Source organism: Amycolatopsis sp. NPDC059235 (assembly GCF_042754125.1).
GTDB lineage: Bacteria > Actinomycetota > Actinomycetes > Mycobacteriales > Pseudonocardiaceae > Amycolatopsis > Amycolatopsis albidoflava.
Genome location: NZ_JBHZAG010000005.1, coordinates 11,968 through 38,735 on the forward strand (window position 1 = coordinate 11,968; position 26,768 = coordinate 38,735).

At 68.3% G+C, this 26,768-nt stretch carries 27 protein-coding genes; 18 read left to right on the forward strand and 9 right to left on the reverse strand.

Translation table 11 applies throughout. The annotated features are described in order from the left end of the window. Positions 1 to 13: 13 nt before the first annotated feature. From rnc to rsmD, 7 genes are all read right to left on the reverse strand, one after another. Complete coding sequence (gene rnc, locus ACFXI3_RS04785) at positions 14 to 754, reverse strand: ribonuclease III (protein WP_344285837.1); 741 nt, start codon at positions 752 to 754, stop codon at positions 14 to 16. A 14-nt stretch (positions 755 to 768) separates the two neighbouring features. Further along, complete coding sequence (gene rpmF, locus ACFXI3_RS04790) at positions 769 to 951, reverse strand: 50S ribosomal protein L32 (RefSeq protein WP_009074209.1); 183 nt, start codon at positions 949 to 951, stop codon at positions 769 to 771. A gap of 74 nt (positions 952 to 1,025) precedes the next feature. After that, positions 1,026 to 1,643, reverse strand: coding sequence for a YceD family protein (locus tag ACFXI3_RS04795; protein WP_378398098.1), 618 nt, complete (start codon positions 1,641 to 1,643; stop codon positions 1,026 to 1,028). Positions 1,644 to 2,195: 552 nt separating this feature from the next. Then, positions 2,196 to 2,921 (reverse strand): DivIVA domain-containing protein, encoded by a 726-nt coding sequence (locus tag ACFXI3_RS04800; protein WP_378398099.1) that lies wholly within the window; start codon positions 2,919 to 2,921, stop codon positions 2,196 to 2,198. Positions 2,922 to 3,074: 153 nt separating this feature from the next. Continuing rightward, positions 3,075 to 3,794 (reverse strand): ribonuclease domain-containing protein, encoded by a 720-nt coding sequence (locus ACFXI3_RS04805; RefSeq protein ID WP_344285827.1) that lies wholly within the window; start codon positions 3,792 to 3,794, stop codon positions 3,075 to 3,077. A 171-nt stretch (positions 3,795 to 3,965) separates the two neighbouring features. Next, positions 3,966 to 4,448: a pantetheine-phosphate adenylyltransferase gene (gene coaD / locus ACFXI3_RS04810; protein WP_344285825.1), complete on the reverse strand. Its 483-nt coding sequence runs from the start codon at positions 4,446 to 4,448 to the stop codon at positions 3,966 to 3,968. Between the two features lie 52 nt (positions 4,449 to 4,500). Continuing rightward, the gene (rsmD, locus tag ACFXI3_RS04815) at positions 4,501 to 5,067 is read right to left on the reverse strand and encodes a 16S rRNA (guanine(966)-N(2))-methyltransferase RsmD (RefSeq protein WP_378398101.1); all 567 of its coding nucleotides are present in this window, start codon (positions 5,065 to 5,067) and stop codon (positions 4,501 to 4,503) included. A 125-nt stretch (positions 5,068 to 5,192) separates the two neighbouring features. Between rsmD and ACFXI3_RS04820 the strand changes: the two genes are divergently transcribed. The 15 genes from ACFXI3_RS04820 (at position 5,193) to ACFXI3_RS04890 (ending at position 20,879) form a co-directional block, all read left to right on the forward strand. Beyond that, the gene (locus ACFXI3_RS04820; RefSeq protein WP_344285819.1) at positions 5,193 to 7,316 is read left to right on the forward strand and encodes an AAA family ATPase; all 2,124 of its coding nucleotides are present in this window, start codon (positions 5,193 to 5,195) and stop codon (positions 7,314 to 7,316) included. Between the two features lie 40 nt (positions 7,317 to 7,356). After that, positions 7,357 to 8,352 carry an LLM class flavin-dependent oxidoreductase gene (locus ACFXI3_RS04825; protein ID WP_344285816.1) on the forward strand — a complete coding sequence of 332 codons (996 nt, stop codon included), beginning with the start codon at positions 7,357 to 7,359 and terminating at the stop codon, positions 8,350 to 8,352. Further along, the gene (locus ACFXI3_RS04830) at positions 8,352 to 9,155 is read left to right on the forward strand and encodes an alpha/beta fold hydrolase (RefSeq protein ID WP_378398103.1); all 804 of its coding nucleotides are present in this window, start codon (positions 8,352 to 8,354) and stop codon (positions 9,153 to 9,155) included. Before ACFXI3_RS04825 ends, ACFXI3_RS04830 begins: the two co-directional genes overlap by 1 nt. A gap of 290 nt (positions 9,156 to 9,445) precedes the next feature. Further along, positions 9,446 to 10,219: an ABC transporter permease gene (locus ACFXI3_RS04835; RefSeq protein WP_009074192.1), complete on the forward strand. Its 774-nt coding sequence runs from the start codon at positions 9,446 to 9,448 to the stop codon at positions 10,217 to 10,219. Then, a complete protein-coding gene (locus ACFXI3_RS04840) occupies positions 10,219 to 11,061 on the forward strand; it encodes an ABC transporter permease (protein ID WP_037712855.1) in 843 nt (280 codons plus the stop codon). The genes ACFXI3_RS04835 and ACFXI3_RS04840 overlap by 1 nt, the downstream gene beginning before the upstream one ends. Continuing rightward, positions 11,058 to 12,299 (forward strand): MCE family protein, encoded by a 1,242-nt coding sequence (locus ACFXI3_RS04845; protein ID WP_378398104.1) that lies wholly within the window; start codon positions 11,058 to 11,060, stop codon positions 12,297 to 12,299. Before ACFXI3_RS04840 ends, ACFXI3_RS04845 begins: the two co-directional genes overlap by 4 nt. Then, entirely contained in the window at positions 12,296 to 13,297 is a 1,002-nt protein-coding gene (locus tag ACFXI3_RS04850) for an MCE family protein (RefSeq protein ID WP_378398106.1), read from the forward strand. Before ACFXI3_RS04845 ends, ACFXI3_RS04850 begins: the two co-directional genes overlap by 4 nt. After that, a complete protein-coding gene (locus tag ACFXI3_RS04855) occupies positions 13,294 to 14,277 on the forward strand; it encodes an MCE family protein (RefSeq protein ID WP_378398107.1) in 984 nt (327 codons plus the stop codon). The genes ACFXI3_RS04850 and ACFXI3_RS04855 overlap by 4 nt, the downstream gene beginning before the upstream one ends. After that, entirely contained in the window at positions 14,274 to 15,272 is a 999-nt protein-coding gene (locus ACFXI3_RS04860; RefSeq protein ID WP_378398108.1) for an MCE family protein, read from the forward strand. Before ACFXI3_RS04855 ends, ACFXI3_RS04860 begins: the two co-directional genes overlap by 4 nt. Continuing rightward, on the forward strand, positions 15,269 to 16,321 hold the full coding sequence (locus ACFXI3_RS04865) for an MCE family protein (protein WP_344285792.1): 1,053 nt from the start codon (positions 15,269 to 15,271) through the stop codon (positions 16,319 to 16,321). The genes ACFXI3_RS04860 and ACFXI3_RS04865 overlap by 4 nt, the downstream gene beginning before the upstream one ends. Next, complete coding sequence (locus tag ACFXI3_RS04870) at positions 16,321 to 17,529, forward strand: MCE family protein (RefSeq protein WP_378398109.1); 1,209 nt, start codon at positions 16,321 to 16,323, stop codon at positions 17,527 to 17,529. Before ACFXI3_RS04865 ends, ACFXI3_RS04870 begins: the two co-directional genes overlap by 1 nt. Continuing rightward, positions 17,508 to 18,152, forward strand: a complete 645-nt coding sequence (locus ACFXI3_RS04875) for a hypothetical protein (protein WP_378398110.1) — start codon at positions 17,508 to 17,510, stop codon at positions 18,150 to 18,152. Before ACFXI3_RS04870 ends, ACFXI3_RS04875 begins: the two co-directional genes overlap by 22 nt. Before the next feature lie 647 nt (positions 18,153 to 18,799). After that, positions 18,800 to 19,267: a hypothetical protein gene (locus tag ACFXI3_RS04880; RefSeq protein WP_378398112.1), complete on the forward strand. Its 468-nt coding sequence runs from the start codon at positions 18,800 to 18,802 to the stop codon at positions 19,265 to 19,267. A 34-nt stretch (positions 19,268 to 19,301) separates the two neighbouring features. Beyond that, complete coding sequence (locus ACFXI3_RS04885; RefSeq protein WP_378398113.1) at positions 19,302 to 19,937, forward strand: hypothetical protein; 636 nt, start codon at positions 19,302 to 19,304, stop codon at positions 19,935 to 19,937. Positions 19,938 to 20,267: 330 nt separating this feature from the next. Further along, complete coding sequence (locus ACFXI3_RS04890) at positions 20,268 to 20,879, forward strand: DUF6801 domain-containing protein (protein ID WP_344285778.1); 612 nt, start codon at positions 20,268 to 20,270, stop codon at positions 20,877 to 20,879. A gap of 47 nt (positions 20,880 to 20,926) precedes the next feature. Here ACFXI3_RS04890 and ACFXI3_RS04895 read toward each other — a convergent pair whose 3' ends face one another. Beyond that, positions 20,927 to 21,877 (reverse strand): RCC1 domain-containing protein, encoded by a 951-nt coding sequence (locus ACFXI3_RS04895; RefSeq protein WP_378398115.1) that lies wholly within the window; start codon positions 21,875 to 21,877, stop codon positions 20,927 to 20,929. Between the two features lie 229 nt (positions 21,878 to 22,106). On the opposite strand from ACFXI3_RS04895, the gene ACFXI3_RS04900 reads away from it, so the two are divergent. Beyond that, positions 22,107 to 23,651, forward strand: a complete 1,545-nt coding sequence (locus ACFXI3_RS04900; protein ID WP_378398117.1) for a DUF6801 domain-containing protein — start codon at positions 22,107 to 22,109, stop codon at positions 23,649 to 23,651. Between the two features lie 347 nt (positions 23,652 to 23,998). Here the strand turns inward: ACFXI3_RS04900 and ACFXI3_RS04905 are convergent, their stop codons facing one another. Then, a complete protein-coding gene (locus tag ACFXI3_RS04905; protein ID WP_378398119.1) occupies positions 23,999 to 25,297 on the reverse strand; it encodes a PucR family transcriptional regulator in 1,299 nt (432 codons plus the stop codon). A 350-nt stretch (positions 25,298 to 25,647) separates the two neighbouring features. Here ACFXI3_RS04905 and ACFXI3_RS04910 point away from each other — a divergent pair, with 350 nt between their 5' ends. Both ACFXI3_RS04910 and ACFXI3_RS04915 read left to right on the forward strand, forming a co-directional pair. Beyond that, complete coding sequence (locus tag ACFXI3_RS04910) at positions 25,648 to 26,376, forward strand: hypothetical protein (RefSeq protein WP_378398121.1); 729 nt, start codon at positions 25,648 to 25,650, stop codon at positions 26,374 to 26,376. Continuing rightward, positions 26,377 to 26,763, forward strand: coding sequence for a GntR family transcriptional regulator (locus ACFXI3_RS04915; RefSeq protein WP_344285763.1), 387 nt, complete (start codon positions 26,377 to 26,379; stop codon positions 26,761 to 26,763). Positions 26,764 to 26,768: the final 5 nt, after the last annotated feature.

Here is a 26,768-nt window from a genome sequence, read left to right on the forward strand (position 1 = left end):
GAAGAAAAACGACTCAGCTCGCGTCGTCGCCCGTGCCGAGTTCCTCCGACAGAGCCCGCCAGGCGGTCTCCGCGGCCTTCTGCTCGGCTTCCTTCTTCGTGGTGCCGTTGCCTTCGCCCAGCGCGCGGCCCGCTACCAGCACGGTGGCGGTGAATTCCTTGCGGTGGTCGGGACCGCTGTCCTCGACGCGGTACTCGGGCACGCCGAGTCCCCCGGAGGCGGTCAGCTCCTGCAGGCTGGTCTTCCAGTCGAGGCCTGCCCCGCGCAGCGGAGCCTCGGCCAGCAACCCGTCGAAGAGGTGGTGCACCAGCTTGCGCGCGACCTCGATGCCGTGCGCGAGGTACGTGGCGCCGATGACGGCTTCGAGACCGTCGGCGAGGATGCTCGCCTTGTCCCGGCCGCCGGTGAGCTCTTCGCCCTTGCCCAGCAGCAGATGCGCCCCGAGCCCGCCCTCGCCGAGCCCGCGTGCGACGCCTGCCAGCGCGTGCATGTTGACGACGCTGGCGCGCAGCTTCGCGAGCTGGCCCTCGGGCAGGTCGGGGTGGGTGGTGTAGAGGTGGTCGGTGACGACGAGGCCGAGCACCGCGTCTCCGAGGAACTCCAGTCGCTCGTTCGGCGGCAGGCCGCCGTGCTCGTACGCGTACGAGCGGTGCGTGAGCGAAAGACGGAGCAGCTCGGGGTCGAGAACGACCCCGAGCGCCTCGAGCAACGATGCGGGTTCGGCCGCGGGTCCTCCGACGGGCTTACCCCCCATGGTCGGCTGCCCGCTCAGGCGGGCTCGACGACCTGGCGGCCGTTGTGCTGGCCGCAAGCCGGGCAAGCGACGTGCTGGATTTTCGGCTGGCGGCAGGCGCGGTTGGAGCAGGGCACCAGCTGAACCGGAGCCGCCTTCCACTGGCTGCGGCGGGAGCGCGTGTTGGATCGCGACATCTTCCGCTTCGGGACGGCCACGAGTAGATCTCCTTCAAACGGTCTGCTCGCGGATGCGAGCGAACTTACTTCTCCCGGATCGAGCTGGACGCTCGTCAGGCTTGCTCTCCGGAGCCGTGCGCAGGCTTTTCGCCCGCGTTCTCGTCGAATCGCTCGACCAGCGCGGCCCACCGAGGGTCTATCTTCTCATGCCCGTGTCCGGGCTCGAGATCGGCCCACTTGACGCCGCATTCGATGCACAGTCCCGGGCAGTCCTCGCGGCACAGCGGGGCGAGCGGAAGCGCCAGCACCACGGCGTCGCGGACGGTCGGCTCGAGGTCGATCCGGTCGTCGATCAGGCGAGGGATCTCGTCCTCGTCGGTGGTCTCCTCGGTGGCCGATCCCGGGTAGGCGAACAACTCGGTGAGATCGACTTCGATGTGCTCGGTGACCGGGTCGAGGCAGCGCGAGCACTCGCCGGCGGCCACTGCTGTGGCAGTGCCGGTGACGAGGACGCCTTCGACGACGGATTCGAGCATCAGGTCGAGCTCGACGGGCTCGCCTTCGCGGATTTCGAGCACGCCGGGGACGCCGAGCGCGGTCGGCACGGGCGCGGTGCGGCGCAACTCCCGGCTGAGTCCCGCGCGGCGGCCGAGCTCACGGGTGTCGACCACCCACGGGCTGCGGTCGTCGAGCTGCGCGGGGCGGGCGTTCTGGGCAGGGTTTTCGGACATCGCCTACCAGCGTACGCAGGCCCCGCAACCTCGCGAGAAGCGGCCGGACGCGAGCGCCGGGTGCGCGGCGGTCACGCGCCCCAATGCGGCATTGGGTGCATGCGACGCACCGAACGCCACATTGGGGTTTTCTCAGCAGTGGGCCTTGGGGAGGTCTGTGAAGGACGTTTGCGGGAGCGGGGTGCGGCGTGGCGAGGGTCGGCCGCATCTGCCAGCGGCCCGGCGCCGCATGCCACCGCGCAGCCTTGCGGGGAGACCCCGGTTTACGCGGGGTTCTCGCGTCGCGCGACTGACCTGACGCGTGATGCCGAGGTCCGTGAGGGGAACCCTGACGGACTCAGAGTCCCTCAGGGTTCCCCTCACGGACTTTCGCCAGGAATGGAGCCACGCGACCAGGCTGGCCCCAGGCAGTGCTCCGCATACCCTGGCCAGCCACCGCTACAACGCGAACCCGCCACACACCGCACCGCTGAGAAAACCTCATTGGGGCGCTCGCCCGCCGAGAGCCTCGGCATCCGTCCTCACCGGCCGGAACACCCGCGAGGAGCCTGGTCAGACCTGGTAGTCGTACAGCGTCGAGCGGCCGCCGCCGTGGCCGGTCGAGGGCGAGCGCAGGTGGTTGCGGCCCGAATCGACGGTGCGCAGCGTGGTGGCCAGCAGTTCGGAGAATTCGGCCAGCTTGCCGTCCACGTACGCGTCGCAGTCGGCGCGCTGACGGTCGGCCTCGGCGTGCGCCTCGTCGACGATGCGCGCGGATTCGGCGTGCGCGGCCTGCACGACCTCGGTCTGCGAGACGAGCCGGCCCTGTTCGGCGCGGGCGTCCTCGATCGCGCGGTCGTAGGCGTCGCGGCCGGCCTGGATCATCCGCTCGGATTCGGCGCGGGACCGTTCGGTGAGGTTCTGGTACTCGGCCTGCCCGCCCGCGACCATGCGCTCGGCCTCGTTGTGCGCGTCGCCCAGCATCTGCTCCGCGCGGGCGCGCGCGTCGGCGAGGATGCGTTCGGCCTCGGACGTGGCGTCCGACACCGTCCGCTCGGCTTCCTCGTTCGCGCCGGCGACGGTCTCCCCCGCCTCCTTGCGCGCGGCCAGCAGCAGATCGTCGCGTTTGTCGAGCACGTCCTGCGCGTCGTCCACTTCGCCGGGAAGCGCGTCGCGGACGTCGTCGAGCAGCTCGAGGACGTCGCCGCGGGGCACCACGCAGCTGGACGTCATGGGAACCCCACGGGCCTCTTCGACGATCGTGACGAGCTCGTCGAGTGCCTCGAAAACCCGGTACACGGCCACTCCCTCAAGCAGTTTCCCCGATCACTGGCTTCCAGTCTGCCCGCTTCGCAGCCTGAACCGGTGAACGAGCACCCGACCGGGCGTGTCCTGGCACGCAGGGGAAGGGGCGGCCTCACCCGCCGGTGAGACCGCCCCGCCGCGCCGCGATCAGCCGTTCAGATCGATCTTCTGGAAGGTGGCGTAGTGGTCCGGCGTGTAGACGAGTTCGCCGCCGTCGCCGGAGATCACCCGGTCCTCCGAGCCGACGTCGTACAGCGTGTAGTAGCCGGCGTCGCACGCGGGCAGGACGCCCTCGCGGTTCTGGTAGGTCGTGCCGTCGCTGAGGGTGCCCGCGCGCACGCCGTCGACGACCTTCTTGGCCTCGTCCGACAGCGTCGAGTAGCCGACCGGGCTCAGCTTCGACAGGTCGCCGCACTTGGCGGGCGTGCTGCCGCCGTCGATGTCGATGACCTGGAAGGACTGGTAGTGGTCGCCGGTGTAGAAGTACTCGCCGCCCTGGCCGGTCACGATCCGGCGGGTGCCGCGGTTGCTCGAACCGGGCGTGGGCACGGTGTACTCGTGGTAGTAGCTCGACGCGCAGGAGGGCAGGATCCCCTCGCGGTTGGTGAACACGACGCCGTCGTTCTTCGGGTACGGGAACGGGCCGTTCGTCTGGATGAGCTTGTAGGTGTCAGTCGCCTGCGCGGGCAGCGCGGACAGCTTGACGTGCGTGAACCCGGACAGATCCCCACAGGAGTTCTGCTTCGGCTGCACGGACGCCGGCGCCGCCGGGGACATCGGAACGGCCTCCGCGGCCGTGCCGAACCCCAGGAAACCGACCAGCAGTGCGAAAAGGACACCGACTATGCGGCTGCGGTTGTTGGTCATTTTCGGACGGTAACCCGGTCGGGTAGTCCGCAGAATGACGTGAGGTGAACAGCTTCAGGCCGCAGCCGAAGTCCCGACGAAGGCTGTAATCCGTTCAGGCTAAATCGGCCGCCGGGCTGGCGTTTCGGCCGGAGGCGGTGCTCAGTCCCCCGGTGCTCAGTCCCGAGCTGCTCAGTCCTGTTTGGCGTAGACCGCGACGAGGCGTTCGTACACCACCGGCGGCACCAGGTTCTCGATGTCGCCGCCGAGCGCCGCGATCTCCTTGACCAGCGAGCTGGACACGAAGCCGTACGCCGGGTTGTTGGCCATCAGCAGCGTTTCGAGGCCGGTGAGCTCGCGGTTCATCTGGGCCATCTGCAGCTCGTAGTCGAAGTCGCTGACCGAGCGAAGGCCCTTCGCGACCGCGGCGATGTCGTTGTCGCGGCAGTAGTCCACGAGCAGGCCCTGCCACGAATCGACGCGTACGTTCGGCAGCTTCGCGGTGATCTCGCGCAGGATCTCCATGCGTTCCTCGACGCTGAAGAGGCCCTTCTTGCTCTTGTTCACCCCCACCGCGACGACAACCTCGTCGAAGAGCGCCGAAGCACGCTCGATGATGTCGAGATGTCCGTTGGTGGCCGGATCGTAAGAACCGGGACAGACCGCACGCCGCATGGCGCGGACGCTATCAAGCCACGCGGTCGCGCGCGCACTCGTGACGACTGCGTCACACCTCAGATGAGCTGTCGTACTCAGCCCAATACAACGCCGTGTCTCCATAGCGCTTGTCGCGAAGCGGCTTGAACGTCGACGGCCAGTCTGGAGCGCCGTCGCGCGCAGCCCGTTCAATCACCGTCAACGCGCCGTCCGCGAGCCAGCCACCACTGTGCAGCGAAGCGAGCACAGTGCCCAGCGAAGCAGCGTCAACCGCGTACGGCGGGTCTGCGAGCACCACATCGAACTGCCCCGACGCAGGAGCAGCGACGACAGTCTCGACCTGGCCCGCGCGCACCGTCCCGCCTAGCCGCAATTCGGCGACGTTGCCGCGAAGCACCTCTACCGCCCGACGGTCGGCCTCAACGAACCACGCCTCCGCAGCACCCCGCGAGAGCGCTTCGAGACCGAGCGCGCCTGAGCCAGCGTAGAGGTCGAGCACGCGGGCACCGTCCAGCTCACCGGCCACTTCGAGGGCGTTGAACAGCGCTTCCCGCACCCGCTCCGACGTCGGGCGGGTGCCCTTGGGCGGCACCTTCAGCCGCCGTCCGCCCGCCTTCCCCGCCACGATCCTCGTCACCCGGCCATCTTCGCCCAAGGTCGCGATGTGGCGTTGGGCAGGACTTGCCGAGCCCGCGCGCGCGGGCGCGTAGAGTCGTTCTTCGCCCTCCAGAGGCGAAGTCATGGTGTTCAAGGGAGCGTTGCGTGTCGGAACCCCGGGTGAGACGGGCTGAGATCGCCGTCGAGCAGGCACACGTCGACCGGGTCTACACGCGGCTCGCCGAGCTGCGGACCCAGGCCGAGGCGATGCGGGCCAAGGGCTACGAGCTCGGCCAAGGCGCCCAGCGCGAAGCGATCTTCGAGCAGGCGTCGATGCTGTTCGAACGCGACATGATGGTCTACCACGCGAACCAGACCCTGCAGACGCTCGACGCCGAGTACGAGGGCCTGGTCTTCGGCAGGCTCGACCACCTCGACCGCGAGCACATCTACGTGGGCCGCCTCGGCATCCGCGACACCGAGTTCGACAACCTGGTCACCGACTGGCGAGCGCCCGCCGCCGCCGCGTTCTACCAGGCCACCGCTGAAGAGCCGATGGACGTCGTGCGCCGCCGCGTCATCCGCTGCTCCGGCCAGACGGTGCTGGACGTGGACGACGACGTGCTGATCGCCGACGCCGTGCCCGAGGACATGCAGATCGTCGGCGAGGGCGCGCTGATGGCCGCGCTCGGCCGCTCGCGCGGCGAGAAGATGCGCGACATCGTCGCCACGATCCAAAAGGAACAGGACGAGGTCATCCGCGCGCCGTGGCGCGGGGTCACCGAGATCACCGGAGGCCCGGGCACCGGCAAGACGGCGGTCGCACTGCACCGCGCGGCGTACCTGCTGTACCGGCACCGCCGTCAGCTCGGCGGCGCGGGCGTGCTGGTGATCGGCCCTTCGGGCGTCTTCACCACGTACATCTCGCGCGTGTTGCCGTCGATGGGCGAAACGAACGTAGAGCTGCGCGCGCTCGGCGAAGTGCTCGACGGTCTCGAAGCGACTCGACAGGACACGGCCGCGCTGGCCGCGATCAAGGGTTCGCTGCGGATCCGAAAGGTGCTTCTGCGCGCGTTGCGCGACACCCCGCCCGAAGCGCCGACAGAGCTGAAGATCGTGTACCGCGGCGAAGTCCTGAAGCTCACCGCGCGCGAGCTGGAGAAGGTACGGCGCAAGGCGCACACGCAGGGCGCGCCGCCGAACCGGTCGCGCGTACGCGTGGCAGAGCTGCTTCTGGGCGCGCTCGCGGACAAGGCTGAGGAGTACGCGAAGGCGGACGGCAAGGAGATCGACCGCGCGGAGCTGATCAACGATCTCGGCGAGCGCATCGACTTCCACCGTTTCCTCGTGGTGTGGTGGCCGACGCTGTACCCGGCGCAGGTGCTCAAGTGGCTCGGTGCCGAGAAGCGGCTCGCCGCGGCGTCGAAGGGCATTCTGAACCGGAACGAGATCAGCCTGCTGGCGGCCGATTTCGCGGACCGTTCGCGCGGCTGGTCGGTGGCCGACGTCGCGCTGCTGGACGAGCTGCGCGTGCTGGTCGGGCCGGAACCGAAGCGCCGCCGTCGCCAGACCGTGGTCGAGGTGGCCCCGGAGCGCGGCAGTTCCGGGGGCGCGCCGCACCGCCCGGAGCACTACGACGAGTACTCGCACGTGGTCGTCGACGAATCGCAGGACCTTTCGCCGATGCAGTGGCGGATGGTCGGCCGGCGCGGCAAGTACGCGAGCTGGACCGTCGTGGGCGACCCGGTGCAGAGTTCGTGGCCGGATCCGGACGAGGCGGCGCAGGCGCGCGACCAGGCGTTCGGCGTGAAGACCACGCGGCGGCGCTTCACGCTGCGCACGAACTACCGGAACTCGGCGGAGATCTTCGACCTGGCGGCGAAGGTCGTGGCCGGCCACGCGCAGGCCGACGAGCTGCCCAAGGCCGTGCGCACCACCGGGATCGAGCCGGAAGTCCGGCCGGTCGACCAGGCGGCTTTGGCCACCGCGACGCAGTCCGCGGCGAAGGAACTGCTCGGCGCGGTCGAGGGCACGGTCGGTGTGATCACCGCCATGGACCGGGTCGAAGAGGTCGAAGGCTGGCTCGCCGGGCAGACCGACGAGCGGCTCAAGGTCGTCGGCAGTCTCGATTCGAAGGGCCTCGAATACGACGCGGTCGTGCTGGTCGAGCCGATGGACCTGGTCACCGAGTCCTCGACTGGGCGGCGCGTGCTGTACGTCGCGCTCACCCGGGCGACGCAGCAGCTGATCGTGCTCGCCTCGAACCCGGACTGGCTGCCGCACGCGTGAGGCGGGAAGGGAATCGCGGCCGCGCGCGTTGCGGCTGTACGTGACCTCCCTGCCTGACGTGCCGCTGTCCGTGCTCGACCTCTCCCCCGTTTCCGAAGGGAAGGGGGTCGGCGAGGCGCTGCGCAACACGCTCGATCTCGCCCGCAACGCCGAGCGGCTGGGCTATCACCGGTACTGGCTCGCCGAGCACCACAACATGCCCGGCATCGCCAGCTCGGCCACGGCGGTGCTGATCGGGCACGTCGCGGACGCCACCGAGAGCATCCGCGTCGGCTCCGGCGGGATCATGCTGCCGAACCACGCGCCGCTCGTGGTGGCCGAGCAGTTCGGCACGCTGGAGGCGTTCCACCCGGGCCGGATCGACCTCGGCATCGGCCGCGCGCCGGGCACCGACCAGCGCACCGCGCTCGCGCTGCGCGGGCCGGGCGGGCTGTCCGCGGAGAACTTCCCCGAGCACCTGATGGAACTCATCTCCTACTTCGAGCCGGACGCGGCGCGCGGCGTCAACGCGATCACCGCCGAGGGCAACAAGCCGCCGGTGTGGCTGCTCGGCTCGTCCGGCTTCAGCGCGCAGCTGGCCGGACGGCTGGGGCTGCCGTTCTCCTTCGCCCATCACTTCGCCGCCGAGAACACGATTCCGGCGGTGCGCCTGTACCGCGAGAACTTCCGTCCGTCCGAGGTGCTTTCCGAGCCGTACGTGATGCTGGGCGTGCAGGTGATCGCCGCCGAGACCGACGAGCGCGCGGAGTACCTGGCCGGGCCGAGCGGGCTGACCTTCCTGAGCCTCCGCCGCGGCCGCCCCATCGCGCTGCCGACGCCGGAGGACGCCGCCGAGTACCCGTACACCGAGATGGACCGCGCGTTCCTCGCCGAGCGGTTCGGGTCGAGCATCGTCGGCGGGCCGGAGAGTGTCCGGAAGGGACTGGACCAGCTGCTGGCCGACACCGACGCCAACGAGCTGATGATCACCACGATGGTGCACGGCCATGAAGACCGCGTGCGTTCGTACGAGATCGTCGCGGACCTGAAGCGTTGATGGAGGTCTTCGACTGGCGCGGGCAGCGGGTGCGGTGGTCCCGGCAAGGCGCGGGGCCGCCGCTCGTGTTCTGTCACGGGACGCCGTGGTCCTCGAAGCTGTGGGAGCCGATCGCCTCGACGTTCGCGCAGGACTTCACCGTGTACCTGTGGGACATGCCGGGTTACGGCAGTTCCACGATGGCTGAAGGCCAGGACGTCTCACTTGCCGCGCAGGGCGAGACGTTCGCCGCGCTGCTGGACCATTGGGGTCTCGAAGAGCCGGACGTCGTGGCGCACGATTACGGCGGCGCGGTCAGTCTGCGCGCTTTTCTGTTGCACGGCGCGGCTTATCGGTCGCTGGCGCTGGTGGACGTCGTCGCGCTGGCGCCGTGGGGGTCGGAGTTCTTCCGCCTGGTGGCCGAGAACGCGGACGTGTTCGCGCAGCTGCCGCCGAACCTGCACGAGGCGCTCGTGCGGGAGTACATCGCCGGTGCCGCCCACCGTCCGTTGTCCGCCGAAGCGCACGACATGCTGGTCACGCCGTGGCTCGGTTCGGCTGGACAGGCGGCCTTCTACCGGCAGATCGCGCAGGCCGATCAGCGGTACACCGACGAGATCGAGCCGCGCTACCGCGACATCAGCGTGCCCACACTCGTCGTATGGGGCACCGACGACACCTGGATCCCGGTCGACCGCGCGCACCGGCTCGCCGGGATGATCCCGGGCGCCGGACTGGAATTGGTCCGTTCGGCCGGACACCTCATCCAGCTCGACGCACCCGAGGCGCTGACGGCTTCGCTGCACCGCTGGCTCGCTCGCTGAAATATCCGGAAACCGCCGCACCGGTATTTATTTTCCGGCACTGACAACCGCATTCCCGGCAGTTGTCACAACCGCACAAGAATTCGGCGGTTACGACGCCGTGACCCCGCAGGACGGGGCAAGTTCTTGTCTGCGGGCAAGGCCCTCGTTAGCGTACTGACCAGTAACGAAACCGCACGGTAACCCCGCCGACTCTTTCGCTTCCGACCCGGTCCTCCATTCGGACCAGCACCGGAACGGGCGTTCGACGGGCATTCCGCCGTGCCCGGAAATTGCTGGGAGGTCGGGCGATGGCGTTTCCCGGCGCCGCGGCACTGCACCAGACCGGCCGGCTTTACGCACTGGGGCTCGACGTCGTCCGGCTGACGTTCCGCCGTCCGTTCCAGTTCCGTGAACTCGTGCAGCAGTTCTGGTTCATCGCGAGCGTGTCGATCCTGCCGACCGCGCTGGTGTCGATCCCGTTCGGCGCGGTGATCGCGCTGCACATCGGGTCGCTGACCACACAGATCGGCGCGCAGTCGTTCACCGGCGCGGCGAGCGTGCTGGCGATCATCCAGCAGGCCAGCCCGATCGTGACCGCGCTGCTCATCGCGGGCGCGGGCGGCAGCGCGATGTGCGCGGACCTCGGCTCCCGCACCATCCGCGAGGAAATCGACGCGATGGAGGTGCTCGGAGTTTCGCCGATCCAGCGCCTGATCGTGCCGCGCGTGCTGGCCGCGATGGGCGTGGCGGTGTTCCTCAACGGCATGGTCAGCGTGGTCGGCGTGCTCGGCGGCTACTTCTTCAACGTGATCATGCAGGGCGGCACGCCGGGCGCGTACCTGGCGAGTTTCTCCGCGCTGGCACAGCTTCCCGACCTGTGGATCAGCGAGATCAAGGCGTTGCTGTTCGGCTTCGTCGCCGCGGTCGTCGCGTCCTATCGCGGGCTGAATCCGCGCGGCGGGCCGAAGGGCGTGGGCGACGCGGTGAACCAGTCCGTCGTCATCACGTTCCTGCTGCTGTTCGTGCTGAACCTGATCCTCACCACGGTGTACCTCCAGCTCGTGCCGCCGAAGGGAAGCTGATGGCCACCCCGACTCCGACGCGCGTGCTCGAAGCCATCGACCGCAGGCTGGGCTTCCTCGACACTCTCGGCGACCAGATCCTGTTCTTCCTGCGCGCGCTCGGCTGGGTGCCGCGCGCGGTGCGCCGGTACCTGCGCGAGATCGTCCGGCTGCTGGCCGAGGTGAGCTTCGGCAGCGGCGCGCTGGCGGTGATCGGCGGGACGATCGGCGTGATGGTCGGGATGACCGTCGCGACCGGGACTGTCGTTGGGCTGCAAGGGTATTCGGCGCTCAACCAGGTGGGCACGTCGGCGTTCGCCGGGTTCATTTCGGCGTACTTCAACACGCGCGAGATCGCGCCGCTGGTGGCCGGGCTGGCGTTGTCGGCGACGGTCGGCTGCGGGTTCACCGCACAACTGGGCGCGATGCGGATCTCGGAGGAGATCGACGCGCTCGAGGTGATGGGCATCCCGAGCGTGCCGTATCTCGTGACCACGCGGGTGATCGCCGGATTCATCGCGGTGATTCCGCTGTACGCGGTGGGGCTGTTGTCGTCGTATCTCGCGTCGCGGCAGGTCACGGTGTGGGGCTTCGGCCAATCGGCGGGGACGTACGACCATTACTTCCTGCTGTTCCTGCCGCCCGGCGACGTGCTGTGGTCGTTCGGGAAGGTGCTGATCTTCAGCGTCGTCGTGGTGCTCGCGCATTGCTATTACGGCTTCCGCGCGAGCGGCGGTCCGGCGGGCGTCGGCGTCGCGGTCGGGCGGGCGGTGCGGACGGCGATCGTCGCGATCAGCGTCCTGGACTTCTTCCTGAGCCTCGCCATCTGGGGCGCCACGACGACCGTCCAGGTGGCCGGATGAACCGGCGCTGGCACAAGACCCGAGTCCGCACCGCCGGGGTGCTGTTCCTGGCGGCGCTGTCGGCGTTCGTGCTGCTCACGGTGAAGATCTACAACAAGGACTTCGCCACCACGGTCCCGGTGACGCTGCAGGCCGACCGTGTCGGCAACCAACTGCGCGCGGGCGGGCAGGTGAAGGCGCGCGGGGTCGTGGTCGGCGAGATCCGGGGCGTGCACGCGATCCGCGGCGGCGCGGAGATCTCGCTCGCGCTGGACCCGGAGCAGGTGAAATGGCTGCCGGTCAACGTTTCCGCGTTGCTCGTGCCCAAGACCCTCTTCGGCGAACGGTACGTCCAACTGTCCATTCCGGACACTGGCCGGAAGCGGCCGCTGCAGGCCGGAGATGTGATCTCGCAGGACCGGTCGGCGAACGCGATCGAACTGGAGCGGGTCTTCGACAACCTGCTGCCGGTGCTGAAGGCCGTCCAGCCGCAGAAACTCGCGACCACGCTGACCGCGGTGTCGACGGCGTTGCAAGGCCGCGGCGCACAACTGGGCCAGACGTTGGCGACCGCGTCGGACTACCTGCGGCGGTTCAACCCGAACCTGCCGCAGCTGGACCGAAACGTGCGCGACCTCGCCACCGTCACCCAGATGTACGGCGACATCGCACCCGATCTGCTCGACGCGCTCACCGATTCGTCGGTCACCCTCGGCACGGTCGACGCGAAGCGCACGGACCTCGGTTCGCTGTATCAGCAGGTCACGACGTCGTCGCAGGACCTCACGACGTTCCTGCGGCAGAACCGGAACAACATCATCGCGTTGTCCGCGGACAGCCGCCGTCCGCTCGAAATCGGCGCTAAGTACTCCCCCAGCTTCCCTTGCACTCTACAGGCGCTCACCGACATGAAACCGTCGATGGACCGGATCCTCGGCGCTGGGTCGAAGGAACCCGGCCTGCACGTCGAGGTCACCGTGTCGCAGTCGCGCGGGAAATACGTGCCGGGCAAGGACGCGCCCGCCTATACCGAGAAGACCGGCCCGCGCTGCTACCCGAGCGGCGTCGTGCCGCGCGCCGGAACTCCGGCGACCACACCGTCGACCGGCGACCTCGGCATCGCGAATTCCCCGCAGGAGCAACAGTTCCTGTCCTCGCTGATCGCGCCGTCGCTGGGCATGTCGACCGCTGACGTGCCGATGTGGAGCAGCGTGCTCGTCGGCCCGCTCTACCGCGGAACGGAGGTGACGGCGAAGTGAGAAACCTTGCCGCTCCCCTGGTCAAAAGCCTGATCTTCATCCTGGTCACGGTCCTCGCGACGGTCATTCTCGCGTTGTCGATCACCGGCGGTTCAGTCGGCGGGAGCCAGCGTTACGGAGCCACTTTCCTCGATGCCACCGCGTTGAATGTCGGCGACGACGTGCGGATCTCCGGGGTGAAGGTCGGGCAGATCGAAGACCTCGGCGTGACCGACCACAACCGCGCGCACGTCAGCTTCTCGCTCGAGAACGGCCGCACGGTGCCCGCCAACGTGACCGCGGTGATCAAGTACCGCAACATGGTCGGCCAGCGCTACCTCGCGCTGGAACGCCCCCGCGCCGCCGCCGGGGTGTTGCCGCCGGACGGCGAAATCCCCCTCGACCGCACGACCCCCGCACTCGACCTGACCGACCTGTTCAACGGTTTCAAACCGCTCTTCCAGGCTCTGTCGCCCAAAGACGTCAACGCCCTGTCCGGAGAGATTGTCCAAGTGCTGCAAGGAGAAGGCGGCACAGTGACCGAACTGCTGCAGCACACCGGGTCGCTCACCAGCACCCTCGCCAGCCGGGACCGTGTGATCGGCGAGGTGATCGGCAACCTGAACTCGGTGCTGAAAACCGTGAACGGCAAGGGGGATTCGCTCGCGACGCTGGTGTCGACCCTGCGCCAGCTCGTGTCCGGCCTCGCCGAGGACCGCACGGCGATCGGCGACGCGGTGTCCGGCCTGGCCGACCTGACGCAGTCCACCAGCGGGCTGCTCACCGAAATCCGGCCGGGGCTGAAGGACAGCATCTCCGGTCTCGACGTGCTGACCCAGAACCTGAACAAGGGGGAAGCCGACGTGGACAAGGCCCTGACCACGCTGCCGAAGAAGCTGGACCGCATCGGCACGCTCGGCTCGTACGGCTCGTGGATGAACTTCTACTTGTGCAAGGCCGTCCTGGAAACTTCGCCGCCGCGCGGAGTGGCGGCGACCGCGGCGAGGTGTGGCGCGTGAAGTCGTTCCGGGAGCGCAATCCGCTCGTGCTGGGGGTCGTCGGCAGCGTCGTGCTGGCCGCGATCCTCACCGGCACGCTGAACTACAACAACCTGCCCTTCCTCGGCGGCACCACCTACCAGGCCGAATTCGGCGAGGCCGCCGGGCTGCAGGCGGACGACGAGGTGCGGATCGCCGGGATCAAAGTCGGCGAAGTGTCCCGGGTGGACCTGGACGACGACCACGTGCTGGTCAGCTTCCGGGTCAAGGACGCCTGGATCGGCGACCGGACGTCGGCGCAGATCAAGATCAAAACGTTGCTAGGCCGCAAGTTCCTCGCCCTCGACCCGTCCGGCCGCGCGGAACAGAACCCGGACCAGCCCATCCCGCGCGACCGCACCGTGACCCCGTACGACGTGACCGACGCGTTCAACGGGCTTGCCGACACCGCGGGCGCGATCGACACGAAACAGCTCGCGACCAGCTTCTCCACGATCAGCGACACCTTCCGCAACTCGCCGCAACACGTCCGCACCGCGCTCGACGGGCTGAGCGCGCTGTCGAAAACGGTCTCGTCGCGCGACAACGAGATCGCCGAACTGCTGGCCAACGCGCGCAAACTGACCACCACGCTCGCCAACTCGAACGACGACTTCGAGAAACTCGTCAAGGACGGCGACCTGCTGCTCACCGAACTGGACCACCGCCGTGAGGCGATCCATCAGCTGCTCGTCGGAACCCAGCAGCTCGCGAAGCAGCTGTCCGGCCTGGTTTCGGACAACACCGCGCAACTCGCGCCGGCGCTCAAGCAGCTCGACCAGGTGACCGACCTGCTGCAACGGCAGGACGCGAATCTCATGCAGAGCCTCAAACTCGCCGGACCGTACTTCCGCGTGCTGAACAACACCGCGGGCAACGGCCGCTGGCTCGACAGCTACCTGTGCGGCCTCATCCCGGAGAACCGCGATCCGTGCACCCCGCCGAAGGGAGGCGCGAAATGACCGCGCGCACCTACCGTTTCGTCGTCTTCCTGCTGGTCATGGCCTTGGTGGTCTGCGGCGTGCTGTGGTGGGTGTTCTCCGGATCCGGCCGATACCGCGTCACGGCTTACTTTTCGCGGGCCGTCGGTGTCTACAGCGGGTCCGACGTCCGAGTGCTCGGGGTGAAGGTCGGCGAGGTCACCGCGGTTCTCCCGCAAGGCCAGCAGGTCCGTGTCGACTTGTCGGTAGACCCGCACATTCCGGTCGCCGCCGACACCACGGCGCTGGTCATCGCGCCGAGCGTGGTCGCCGACCGCTATGTCCAGCTGGGCAAACTCGCCCGCGGCGGCCCGCGCTTGGCCGACGGCGCGGTGATCGGCACCGACCGCACGGGCACGCCGGTGGAGCTGGACCAGCTGTATTCGAGCCTGGACACGCTGAGCAAAGCGCTCGGCCCGAACGGAGCGAACTCCAACGGCGCGCTGTCGGATCTTCTGCGGACAGGCGCGGCGAACCTGGACGGCAACGGCAAGGCGTTCAACACCTCCGTCCGCGACTTCGCCCGCCTCGCGCGCACGCTGGCGGGCAACTCCTCGGACCTGTTCGGAACGGTCGACGAGCTGCAGAAGTTCACCACCATGCTCGCCACGAACGACCATCAAGTCGCGGACGTGAACCAGCAGCTGGCCAAGGTGTCCGACACGCTCGCCGCGAACCGCTTCGAGCTCTCCGACGCGCTGCGCTCGCTCGCCAGCGCACTCGCCTCCGTCCAGGGTTTCATCCGGGACAACAGGGCTGCGGTCAAGTCCAATGTAGACAAACTGGCCAAGACGACGCAGATCCTGGTCGACCAGCGCGCCTCGCTGGCCGAAGCGCTGGACGTCGCCCCGCTGGCCGCCCAGAACGTGCTGAACGCGGTCGATCCGGCCACCGGACGTCTGCAGGGCCGCTCCAACCTGCTTGAGTACCTGCCGCTGCCGGCAACGGACGTGGCCGTGACGGGAGGCGGCCGATGAAGGCGCGACGGCTTTTCCTCGCACTGGCGGTGAGCACGCTCGCTGGCTGCGCCGCACCCGGCGGCTTCCGGGGCGTCTACGACCTCCCGCTGCCCGGCGGCGCGGACCTCGGCGCGCATCCGTACGAGATCACCGTGCAGTTCGCCGATGTGCTGGACCTGGTCCCGCAGGCCGCGGTGAAGGTGGACGACGTCCCCGTCGGCCGCGTCCAGTCGATCCGGCTGGGTTCCGACGGCTGGACCGCCGAAACCGTCCTGGCTGTCAACGGCGACGTCCACCTGCCCGCGAACGCCGTCGCCCGACTGCGGCAATCGTCGCTGCTGGGCGAGAAGTTCGTCGAACTGGCCGCGCCGGTCGCGTCCCCGTCCGGGCAGTTGGGCGACAAAGCCGTCATTCCGGTGTCGCGAACCAACCGCAACCCTGAGTTCGAGGAGATCTTCGGCGCACTGTCCCTGCTGCTCAACGGCGGCGGAATCGGTCAGCTGCAGACGATCAACCGCGAACTGACGAAGGCGATGGACGGCAACGAAGAGGAGATCCGCAGCTTCCTCGGCGGGGTCAACCAGCTGATGACCAACCTCGACGCCCACCGCCGCGACATCACCGCCGCCCTGGACGGCCTCAACCGCCTCTCCGCGACGCTCGCCGACCGCAACTCGCAGATCGCCGACGCCCTCACCGACCTGACGCCCGGCTTGAAGACCCTTACCGACCAGCGACCGCAGCTGGTGACGATGCTGCAATCGCTAGACCAACTGTCCACAGTGGCCACCGACGTCACGAACAGAAGCCGCGACGACCTGGCTGCCGACCTGCGCGCGCTCGCCCCCATCCTGCGCCGTCTGGCCGATGCCGGGCAAAACCTGCCCAAGGCGTTGGAAATCCTCCCTTCGTTCCCGTTCACCGACCCCGTGCTGGACGCGATCAAGGGCGACTACGTAAACGTCTACGCCTCGATGGTCCCCGGCCCCGGCGTTCCGCTGCCTCCGCCTGGCCAAGGCGTCCCGCCCGGCCTCCCGACCCTGCCGCTCACCTCCGGGGGCCATTGATGCTCACCAGACGGATCCGGATCCAGGTCATCGCCTTCGTGATCGTCGCCTTAGCCGCGACTTCCTTCGTCGGCGCGAAATACGCTGGAATCGCGCGTCTTTTCGGTGCCGGCACCTACACCGTCCGCCTGGAACTTTCCGAAGGCGGCGGCATTTTCACCAACGGCGAGGTCACCTACCGAGGCGTGGCCGTCGGCCGGATCGGCCCCCTGCGCCTGACCGACCGCGGCATGGAAGCGGACCTGCTGCTGGACACCTCAGCCCCGCCGATCCCCGCGAACTCCCGCGCAATCGTCGCGAACCGTTCCGCGGTGGGCGAGCAATACGTCGACCTGCAGCCGTCAACGGACCAGGGACCTTTCCTGGAGGACGGCAGCGTAATCCCCCGCAGCGCGACCGCTCTGCCGCTCCCCGTGCAGACCTTCCTGTCCGATGTGGACTCCCTGACCGCGTCGGTCCCGACAGAAGACCTGCGCACGGTGGTCAACGAACTGGACAACGCGTTGCAAGGCAGCGGCCCAGACCTGCAACTGCTGATGGACACCGCGAGATCCTTCACGAACTCCGCCTCCACCCACCTGCCGCAAACAGTAAACCTCATCAACGACGGCTCGACGGTGCTGAAAACCCAAGCCGCCTCCTCGACAGCGTGGCGAGACTTCAGCCGAAACGCCCGCCTGTTCGCCTCGCAACTGGCGTCCTCGGACGGCGACCTGCGAAAGTTGATCGCGACTGCCCCGCCCGCCGCTTCCCAGGTGACGGGCTTGCTGCGGGACACCAGCCCAGGCCTGCCGATCCTGATGGCCAACCTGCTCACGACGGCCGACGTCTTCAGCGCCCGAACCGACGGCCTGGAGCAGTTGCTGGTGACGCTGCCGAAAACCGTCGCCGCGACGTCGTCGGCCATTACCCCCGACGGCGGAAAGTTGTCGCTGGCCTTGACGTTCTTCGACCCACCGCCCTGCCGGAAGGGCTACGAGAGCACGAAGTACCGCAGCAGCAAGGAACTGCCGGTGCTCCCGTTCAACACCTCCGCCGCCTGCACCCTGCCCGCCGGAGATCCGTCTTCCGTGCGCGGTTCGCAGAACGCTCCGCATCCCGGAGTGCCGGAACCGGCCAAGCCCGGGGGCCCTGCCGGAGGTCTTGCCGAGGGGCTTCCGACGTCGACTGATCTGGAGGAGATGCTGTGGCTGCGCCGGGGAAACTGAGCTTGTCGCCGGAAGTCGCTTCTTCCGATGATGCCGCCCTGCCCTCTGCCGAGGTTGATGTTTCGGCCCCCACCGACGACTCCGCAACCTCGGCCCCACCCGTCGACGCAGACAGTTCGGCCGTCTCCACCGCATCCTCGCCCGCCAAATCCCGCCTGACGTGGGCCGCCGGAATCGCCCTGACCGCAGCCGCCGCTTTCGCCGCCTGGTCAGCCTGGTCGTGGCACGCCGCCGCGACAGCCCCCACCTCAACCGCAGGCGCGAGGAGAGACGAGGCCGTCGCCGCCGGCCGCGCCTTGATCACCACCGTCACCACCTTCGACCCGCAACACCCGGATCTAGCCCGCTGGCAAGCCGCGACGACCGGCGCGCTCCAGGCAACCCTGCCCGGCAACGTTCCACCTGAGGGATCCGCGACCACCGGCCACGTCCTAGACGCCGGGCTCGCCGACTTGGACGCCGAAGCCGGTACCGCGAAACTCCTGGCGTCAGTGGAAATCACGGTGACCAAGGACGGCGCCGCCCAGCCCATCCGCCGGACCCGCCTGGCCGCGACCCTGACCCGCACAGCGTCGGGCTGGAAACTCAGCGCGCTGGAGCAGTTGGGGGTAGCCGGATCATGAAACTCACTCTGCACTGGTCGAGGTCACGCACTCGGCCCGCTGATTCCTCAGCGGGTGCGGCTGAATCCGAACGCTCTTCTGTCGCTTCTGCTTCTGCCGCCTCCGCCTCTACCTCTGCCGCTCGACTGCGGGCAGCCAGTACCGCCGAGGCACCTGTCGCAACCAGTGCTGCCCAGCCGAGCGCAGCGGACCTCGCCCCAACTTCGGCCGCCGAGACACCCGCAGCAACCGGCACCGCCCAGCCGAGCGCAGCGGATCTCACCCCTACCTCCGCCGCCGAGACACCCACCCCAACCGGCACCGCCAAGCAAAGCGCCGCAGACCTCACCTCAATCTCCGCCGCCAGCCAGCAAACCACCGCAGAAGCCAACGCTGCCCACCCAGCCAGCACAGCCGCTCACCCGCCCACCACCGCGGACCCCACCCAGCACCCCACCGACTCAACTCCCCGACAGTCCGCAACAACCTCCAATCCAGCTCAACCACCCACCGCCGAACCCGTCCAATCCCCCCTCTCCGAACCCAAACCCGCCCAGCCCTCAGCCGCCGACCCGCCCGACGCCGAGCCAACTCCCTCCCCACCTCACGCAGATCCCGTCCTCTCCACCCCGGCCAGCACCCGCCGCCTCCCCGCGCTCCTCCTGACCTTGACTGCTCTCCTCACCGCCGCCGGCGTCTGGTGCATCGTCGAAGCCCGCTCCACCAACGCGTCCGCCGCCGCCTCGAACCACGCGCTGACCGATCAACCGGCCACCGCCGAAGTCACCTCCGCCATCAGCCTCGCCCTCAACAAGATCTTCTCCTACACCTACGACAAAACCGACGTCACCGAGAACGCCGCAGCCACCCTGCTTCGCGGCCACGCCCGCGATTCCTACGAAAAGCTCTTCGCCCAAGTCCGCACCATGGCCCCGGGCCAGCGCCTGACCCTCGCCTCTCGCGTCTCCGCCACCTCCGTGCAGCAACTCACGAATGACCACGCACAGTTGCTCGTATTCCTGGACCAGTCCGCCACGAGAGGGAATGCCACTCCGGAGACAGCCGCCGCACAACTGTCCGTCACCGCGCAGCGCATTGACGGAAACTGGTACGTCACAGATCTCGCGCCCCGATGAAATTCTGTTTCCTCACCGCCGAAGGAGTACCGTCATGCCCATTTCCCGGATCACCCGAATCGGCGTGCTCGCAGCGGCCGCCGCGGCCGCGGTCAGCCTCGCCTCCGCCGTTCCCGCGTCGGCGTCCGAAATACCCATTCCGATCTCTTACTCGGTAACGGGCAGCACCGTCGTCAAGAAGACCGGCAGCACCCTCGACCTCGGCCCCGGGACTCTCGCCGGAAATCTCCTGGTCGACGATCAAACCGGAGCAGTCGGTCTCAACGCCAATCTGCAATTGCCGCCGTCCACCGCGCACATTTCGCTGCTCGCGGGCGGTTTCAAGATCAAGGCGACGGTCACCGTCACCCCGACCGCGCCCGCCACCGGCACCCTCGCGAACGGCACCCTCACCACCCACGAGACCGCGAACATGGAGATCAGCGACATCTGGGCGGGCCCGATCGTGCCGGTCTTCCCAGTGCCGACCGTGCCCGGCAGCTGCACGACCGTCAAGCCGATCGACCTGACCCTGGCCGCGGCGAACGTCGACATCACCAAGCCGATCACCCTCACCGGCAATTACACCATTCCAGACTTCAAGAACTGCTTCATCGCCGATCTTGCCCTGGGCGCACTGGTGTCCGGTCCGGACAACACGATCTCCCTGACTTTGACCTCCAAGAACTGATCGACAACACGGAAACGGAGTGCCGGAAACTGTTCCGGCACTCCGTTTCCGCATACCCGGACTTCCCGAAATTGTCACCGGCGAACGAAACGGCGATACTGTTTACGCTGCCGCTGACAAAAGAATCGGTCCAGTGGCCAACCCGCGAAACAGGCACGGACCAGGGTTGTTGCCGACTGAACTCACGGGTAACCTTGGGCTCGCGGCCGGGATTCCCTACCGAGCCGATCCCCGTTCCCGGCGAATGTCCCGGAACGGAATCCGCGGAAACCTCCGTCCCCACTGCGCAGGATCGCCGCGAGAACTGCAATCCGATCTAAGGAGAATGGTATGCCCCGGCTCAGCAGACTGTCCACGGGCGTGATGACCGGCGTCGCGGTAGGCGCGATCGCGGTCCTGACCGCCGGCACGGCCTCGGCCGCCACCGCGACCTACCAGGCCGGCCCAGCCACCTACAGCTGCACGTTCCCGGCCATTCCGGCCCAGAACGTGGCGGTCACCGCACAGTTCAACGGCCCGGACACGATCCCCGTCAACGGCACCACCACGCCGACCAACGTGTCCGGCACCGCGACCATCACCGCGCTGGTCCACGCGCTGCTCACCGCCGCGGGATACGACGGAATCCGCGGCACCGCCGACGTCCCGATCACCGTCGACAACGGCTCGCTCTCCCCGTCGGACGCCTCCGGCCTGCAGATCCCGGAACAGATTTACCCGGCGGGCGGCCCGATCACGGTGAACATCGCCCAGACGTCGACGTCGTCGATCCCGACCTACACCGCGCCCGCCAGCCCCGGCACGGTGACGTTCGGCCTCGACACGGCGCTGTCGGCGCAACTCGAGTTCCACAAGGCGTCCGACGGCAGCTGGACTCCTTGGACCATGCAGTGCACCGCCGCGTCGGGCACCAGCTTCAGCCCGTCGGGCACCATTTCCTGACCCGTTCCGGCGGAGGGGCGGCCGAGTGCCGCCCCTCCGTTGTCGGTTCAGTGGCAGGGAATCGACCGATCCGTCACCACCAGGCTGAACTCGTCGCCCGCGGACCCGCTGACGACCGGCCCGCAGATCGGCGGCCGAGGCACGGTCGCCTGGCCGTAGGTGTTGTTGCCCCAGCCGACGACGGACCCGTCCGCCTTGAACGCGAGATTGTGGTTCCATCCCGCGTCGATCGCGACCACCCCGCTCGTCGCCGCCGGCGGCACGTCAGTCTGGCCGACATTGTCGCGCCCCCACGCGAGCACGCCGCCGTTTTTGAGCGCGAGACTGTGCTCGAACCCGGTCGAAATCGCCGTCACCCCGGATTGCGCCGCCGCCGGAACCGTTGCCTGGCCGTACGTGTTGTTGCCCCACGCGAGCACGCCGCCGTTCTTCAGCACGAGATTGTGGTCCCCGCCCGCCGAGATCGCGGTGACGCCCGACTGGGCGAAGTCCGGCACGTCCGACCGGCTGCCCCAGCTCACGACTTGGCCGTTCCCCAGCAACGCGAGGCTGTGCACCGAACTGGCGGAAATCGCCGTCACGCCGCTGGACACCGTTGCCGGAAGATCAGTCTGGCCGTACCAGTCGTTCCCCCACGCGTACACCTTGCCGCCCTTGAGGCCGAGCCCGTGCGTCCAGCCGGCGGCGATCTGACTCGTCCCGGACGCGAGGTCCGCGGGCACCTCAGTCTCGCCGAAGTTGTTGTCTCCCCAGGCGATCACGGCGCCGTTCTTGAGCGCCAGCGCGACCAGTCCCCCAGCCGACACCGCGGACACGCCGGACGACACTGTCGCCGGCGTCCGGAGAATCGCGTTCGTCACCCCCCACGCGTAGACACCGTTCGCCGCCGTCAACTGCGGCTCACTCGCCGCAGCCACGGTCACCTCGCCCGTCCCGAGCGCGACGACCGCGGCAACGAGTGCCGCGGCCCTGCCCCACCGTCTGTATCCGGTCGCCATCGCAGCCCCTTTCTCCGCACTTTTCCGGCGATACTCGCAGCCGTCGGCGGACGCGCGGATTCTTTGTCAGATTCCGATGAAAACACCGCTCCGAACTAGCCCGCGAGCATAAGAAAACCCTTCTCCACCAAGGGAAATCCACCCCGGCGACCGACCCTCTTGCTCGCCTGGTAAACCCACCGGTAACTTCGCCCTAGAACGATTCCCGGCGGGCGAGGAGGGCGTCTCAATGCCAGCACTCCGCAGACTGACTGCCCGCCGCACGACCTTCACCGCGCTCGCGATCCTCGCTGTCCTGTCGATCGGAACCGGCGGCCTCACCGGCATCAGCTCCGCCGCGACCGACGCGACACCCCCGGCCGCCCCGCCCTCGTCCGGCGAACAACAAGCATCCGCGGACGTCGCCCTCGACTGCCCGTTCGCCGCCCCCGCCGGCCCTCAGCGGATCACGCTCAAGACGACCGCCACCCTGCCCGCGACGGCGACGGTGGGCTCCGCGGTCAAATTCCGTTCCCTGACCGCGTCGTTCACGCTTCCCCGGACCGTCGCGACCCAACTGGCACCGGCCCCCGCCACCAGCCTCCGCGGCGGCTTGACCCTCGACCTGACCGCCCATCAAGGCGACAAAAGCACCGCGATCCCCGCGCCGTTCACGATCGCCCCCACGCCGTTGCCGGAAAACGGCGACATCCAGTTCACTGCGACCGCGGACTTGCCTGACCAGGCGATCACCGTCCCCGGCGAAGTCACCTTCGACGTCGGTGCCCCGGCCATCGCCCTGAAACCGGTGCCCGAAGCCACCAGCGAGACTACGCCAGTCCGGTGCACCCTGGCCCCGAACCAGAAGACCACGCTGGCCTCGATCCTCGTCGCCCCGGCTCCTGCCAAGCCAAGCACAGGCAACCCGGACACTCCGCCGCCCGCCGCGCGGCGCGATGAAGCGGCCCCGCAGGACAGCGGCGGGTTCACCATCGTGACGCCGCTGAACCTGGTGCAGATCGTCGCCAATTCGTCGATCTACCGGGTGGGCGCGACCGTCACCAGCAAACCGACCGGCCTGCTCAACGGAGTCTGGACGATTGTGCTGGACGACAACGGCATCCAGCACGATCCGAGCACGATCACGGGATCCGTCGGCTTCAAGCCGGTCACGGCGACTTTCCTGGGTTTCGGCTTCGTGCCGGTGAGCGCCACGGTCGAATTCCTCCCCGCCGACTACCACAACGCCAAGCTGATCGAGCTCAACGCGCAGCTCAGCGCACCGCCCGGCGACACCATCCTGACCACTCACGTCAAGGTCATGGCCAGGATGAGCAACGCCACGGTCAATGGCGTCCCCCTTGACCTCGGTCCGGACTGCGTCTCCGCCTCGCCGATTTCCCTCAACCTCTTCGGCCCGTACAACGCACTGCAAGGCGGCACCGTCGGTACCGACCCGAACGCGCCGGACCCCGACTACCGCGGTTTCACGTTGCCCCCGTTCGTCCACTGCGGCGTCGCCGAACCGCTCAACGCCCTGCTGACCGGCATGGCCTCCACCACGACGAACATCAACCAGGCCAAGGTCGTCGCCGTGAACTTCGGTGAATGCACCAAGCCGAACCACACCCAATGCCCGCCACCCCCGACCCCGCCAGGATCGACCCCCAAACCGAGCACCGCGCCAAACACCGGACGGACGCTCAATACCGGGACAGAAACAACCCCGCCCACCCCCGGCTCCACGACGAACCATCCCGCCACAGCCGGCTCCCCGTCTCCCCAGCCGAACTGACAAACACCGCCTTCAGCCAACGCCGCTACACACAATGACCTGACCGGCTTTGGCCGCAAAACGGCGAATCCTCGCAGCCAACAAACAACACCTCGCACAACCGCCGGTTCGACCGCTCGCCCAGCCGACGCCGGACTGCCAAACCAGCGATACCCTCGCCCGACCTGGCTGATCGCTGCCCACCACACAGTCGGCGAACCAGCGATATAACCAGCTGCTGCCGACTCAACCGCAGCCAATCCGCGTTCCACCAACCTAGCCGCAGCGGGTCCGAAGCACGTCAACCCGGCTTCGAAATGCCCTCGCCGACGTTTCGCCATTTTTTGGCAACAGCCGGGATCCGCTGGTCAACGGCGGCTTTTCGCCTCCTCGTACGAGCTGGGCCGTCGACTGGCCGGCACCACGCTCGCGCTCTTGAGCGGTGCTGGCCAAAGCAGTTCTGCCCGCAGGTTCTCGGGCGCGGCCGCGCGCAAGACCAGCTCCATCTCGAACCTCGCAGCCGGATCGCGCAACAACTCGCCAAATGTCGCCTGCAATTGGCGCATGCGGTACCGCACCGTCTGCGGATGGACTTGCAGACGTTCGGCGATCTCGACCACGTTCCCCTGACTGTCGAGCCACGCGCGCAGCGTTTCGAGCAAACGATCCTGCTGCTTGTCGGTCATGTCCGTCAAGGGAGCGAACAGCCGAGCACGAAGGAGTTCCGTCAGCGCACCATCCGAATGCACCAGCAGCGCCGCGAGGTGTTCCTCCGCGCGGAGCACCCGCTCGCCCGGGATTCGCCCCCTATCGGCGAGAACCAGTGTGCGGCGTGCCCAGCGCAGAGAATCGGCGAGGCTGGCCAGCGGAACACACGGCCCAACCGACAACCGACAATTCGGCAGCGCGGCCTGGAGAGTCGCCAGCCGCGCACCGTTGACCACACCAGGGACGACGATGCACGGTTCGGCGGAGTCCAGTTCCGCCAGGATGTCGGAGTCCAACGTCGCGTGCCGGCGAGCCCTGCCGTTCAATGGCGAATGGACGGCAATCGGCGACGCCTGTTCCGGCACGGCCCAGCCGGTGAGCTGTGCCAGTTCCGCAATCGCCTTCGGCGGCGCGGCCGGCACCTCCAGCAAGACGCCGAGCAGCCGTCGCCGCCAAGTGTCCAACGCGCCAGCAGTGCGAGCTTTCGCCTCTAAGTAGCCATCCAGCGCGACAGACGCCAATTCGTCCATAAACGCCAACATGGCATCAGCCAGCTGCGACATCACTGCCGAAGAAAGACCTGCCCTCCGTCCGACGCGCATGATCCGGCGCCACGACACGCGCGCGCCCACGCGATAGGCCGACTGCAGGGTGTCGAGGCTCCGTCCTTCCCGCATCTCGTTCTGCCCGAGCCGATGATGCACCTCGTGCGACTGCTCCTTCGACGCTCGCGGGTCAGCGATCTGCGCGACGAACAGCGTGATCGCATACTCGACACCCGCGCGGATCGATCTCCCGTACGGCCCGTCGAGCGGGCGCGCGTAGGCGGGAATCGTCGCGCGGATTTCGTCGACGATCTCGGCGGACAGGCTCGCCAGCTCAGGCCGAAGGATCTCGGCGAGTTTGCGCGGCAGCGCAGCCGGCGGCACAGCGTGATCGAGTCCCCGCTCCACCGACATCGCAGCTCCTTCGCTCCGCCCCGGTTCCCCGGCGGCGCCGCAGCACCGCCGGAAGCCCCCGCATCCATTGAGGGGTGACACCCGGCACATCGAAAAACCAACGCCAAATGTGTCACGAACCGCCGAAGAAACCGATTTCTTGTCACGTTCGTGACAAGTTCACGAGGTCAGAGCGGCACATCGCGACAACACACCACCAGGCGCGCTACGCCGTGCGTACGAACGGGCGAACCAGAGTGCCTGCCTTCAGCGGCGATCCAGCGGGCAACGAAAACGACCACGGAGCGTCACACGGCAGAGTGGAGCGCCCTCTTGTAGCATATGCTTGATACAAGAGGGAGGGGTCCACGATGCAACTCGACTCGGCGCTCGCCGTCGCGGGCATCACCGGCCTGTTCGGCCTGCTCATCCTCGTCGCGTTGTGGCCAGGCGAGAAGCAGGGCGCTCGGCTGCTCGCGAAATGGGGCGTGCGGAACCCGGCCGCCGACCAGGTGTCGGTGGCCGTGCGCTACCTGCGCCGTCGGCGATTCTGGTATCCATGGCTGTTCCTCGGCCTCCCGCTCATCCCGGGCGCGACGGATCTCGTCGGCGAACGGAACGCGAACTCGCTGGTGTTCGTGGTGCTGCTCGGCGGCCTGGCCGCCGAAATCCTCGCGCAGCGACCCGCGAGGGGACCCCGCAGGGAAGCCGTGCTCGCACCGCGCGGCGTGCTCGATTTCGCTCCGTTGTGGACGGTCATCGTCTCCGGGCTAGCCACCGTCGCCGCCGTCGTGCATCTCGCCGTTTTGCGGCAATGGGGCCCGCTCGCGGTGACCGTCGGCGCGGCCGCGGTGTCGTGGATCATCGTGCTCCTCGCGGTGCGGCGTCCGGCCGCCGGCGACCCGGAAGTCGACCTGGCACTGCGCGTTCGCAGCGCCCGTGTCGCTCTCGGGCTCGGCACCGGAACGGCTGCCACACTCGGCTGGACGACGATCGGGAACCTCGCCACGTTCCTCGCGTTCGTGGTCACCGTCGCCGCGTTCCTCGCGATCGTCGGCCCGCCGCCGAAGCAGCGCGCGACAACCACGGCAGCTCGGTAGATGCCGCTGCGAGTTGTGGTCGACGCCGAAAGCGGGGTTCCGCCCTGGCGTCAGGTGCACGACCAAATCGTCCGCGCGATCACGACCGGTTCCCTGGCCAGGGACGCCCGCCTGCCGCCGATCCGTCAGCTCTCGAGGGACCTCGGGCTCGCCTCCGGGACCGTCGCCCGCGTGTACCGCGAGCTTGAGGCCACCGGTTGGGTCACCACCGCACGAGCACGCGGAACCGTCGTGACCGGCCCGGCCGAACGACCGGATCCCGGCACGCTGCTTCGCAACGCGGCCGCCGAATACGCCCGGCACAGCCGGGAACTCGGGGTCGCGCCGGACGAAGCCGTCAACGCCGTGCGCGTGGCTTTGGCGAGCCTGGACGCACCGTCGCAGTGAATCCC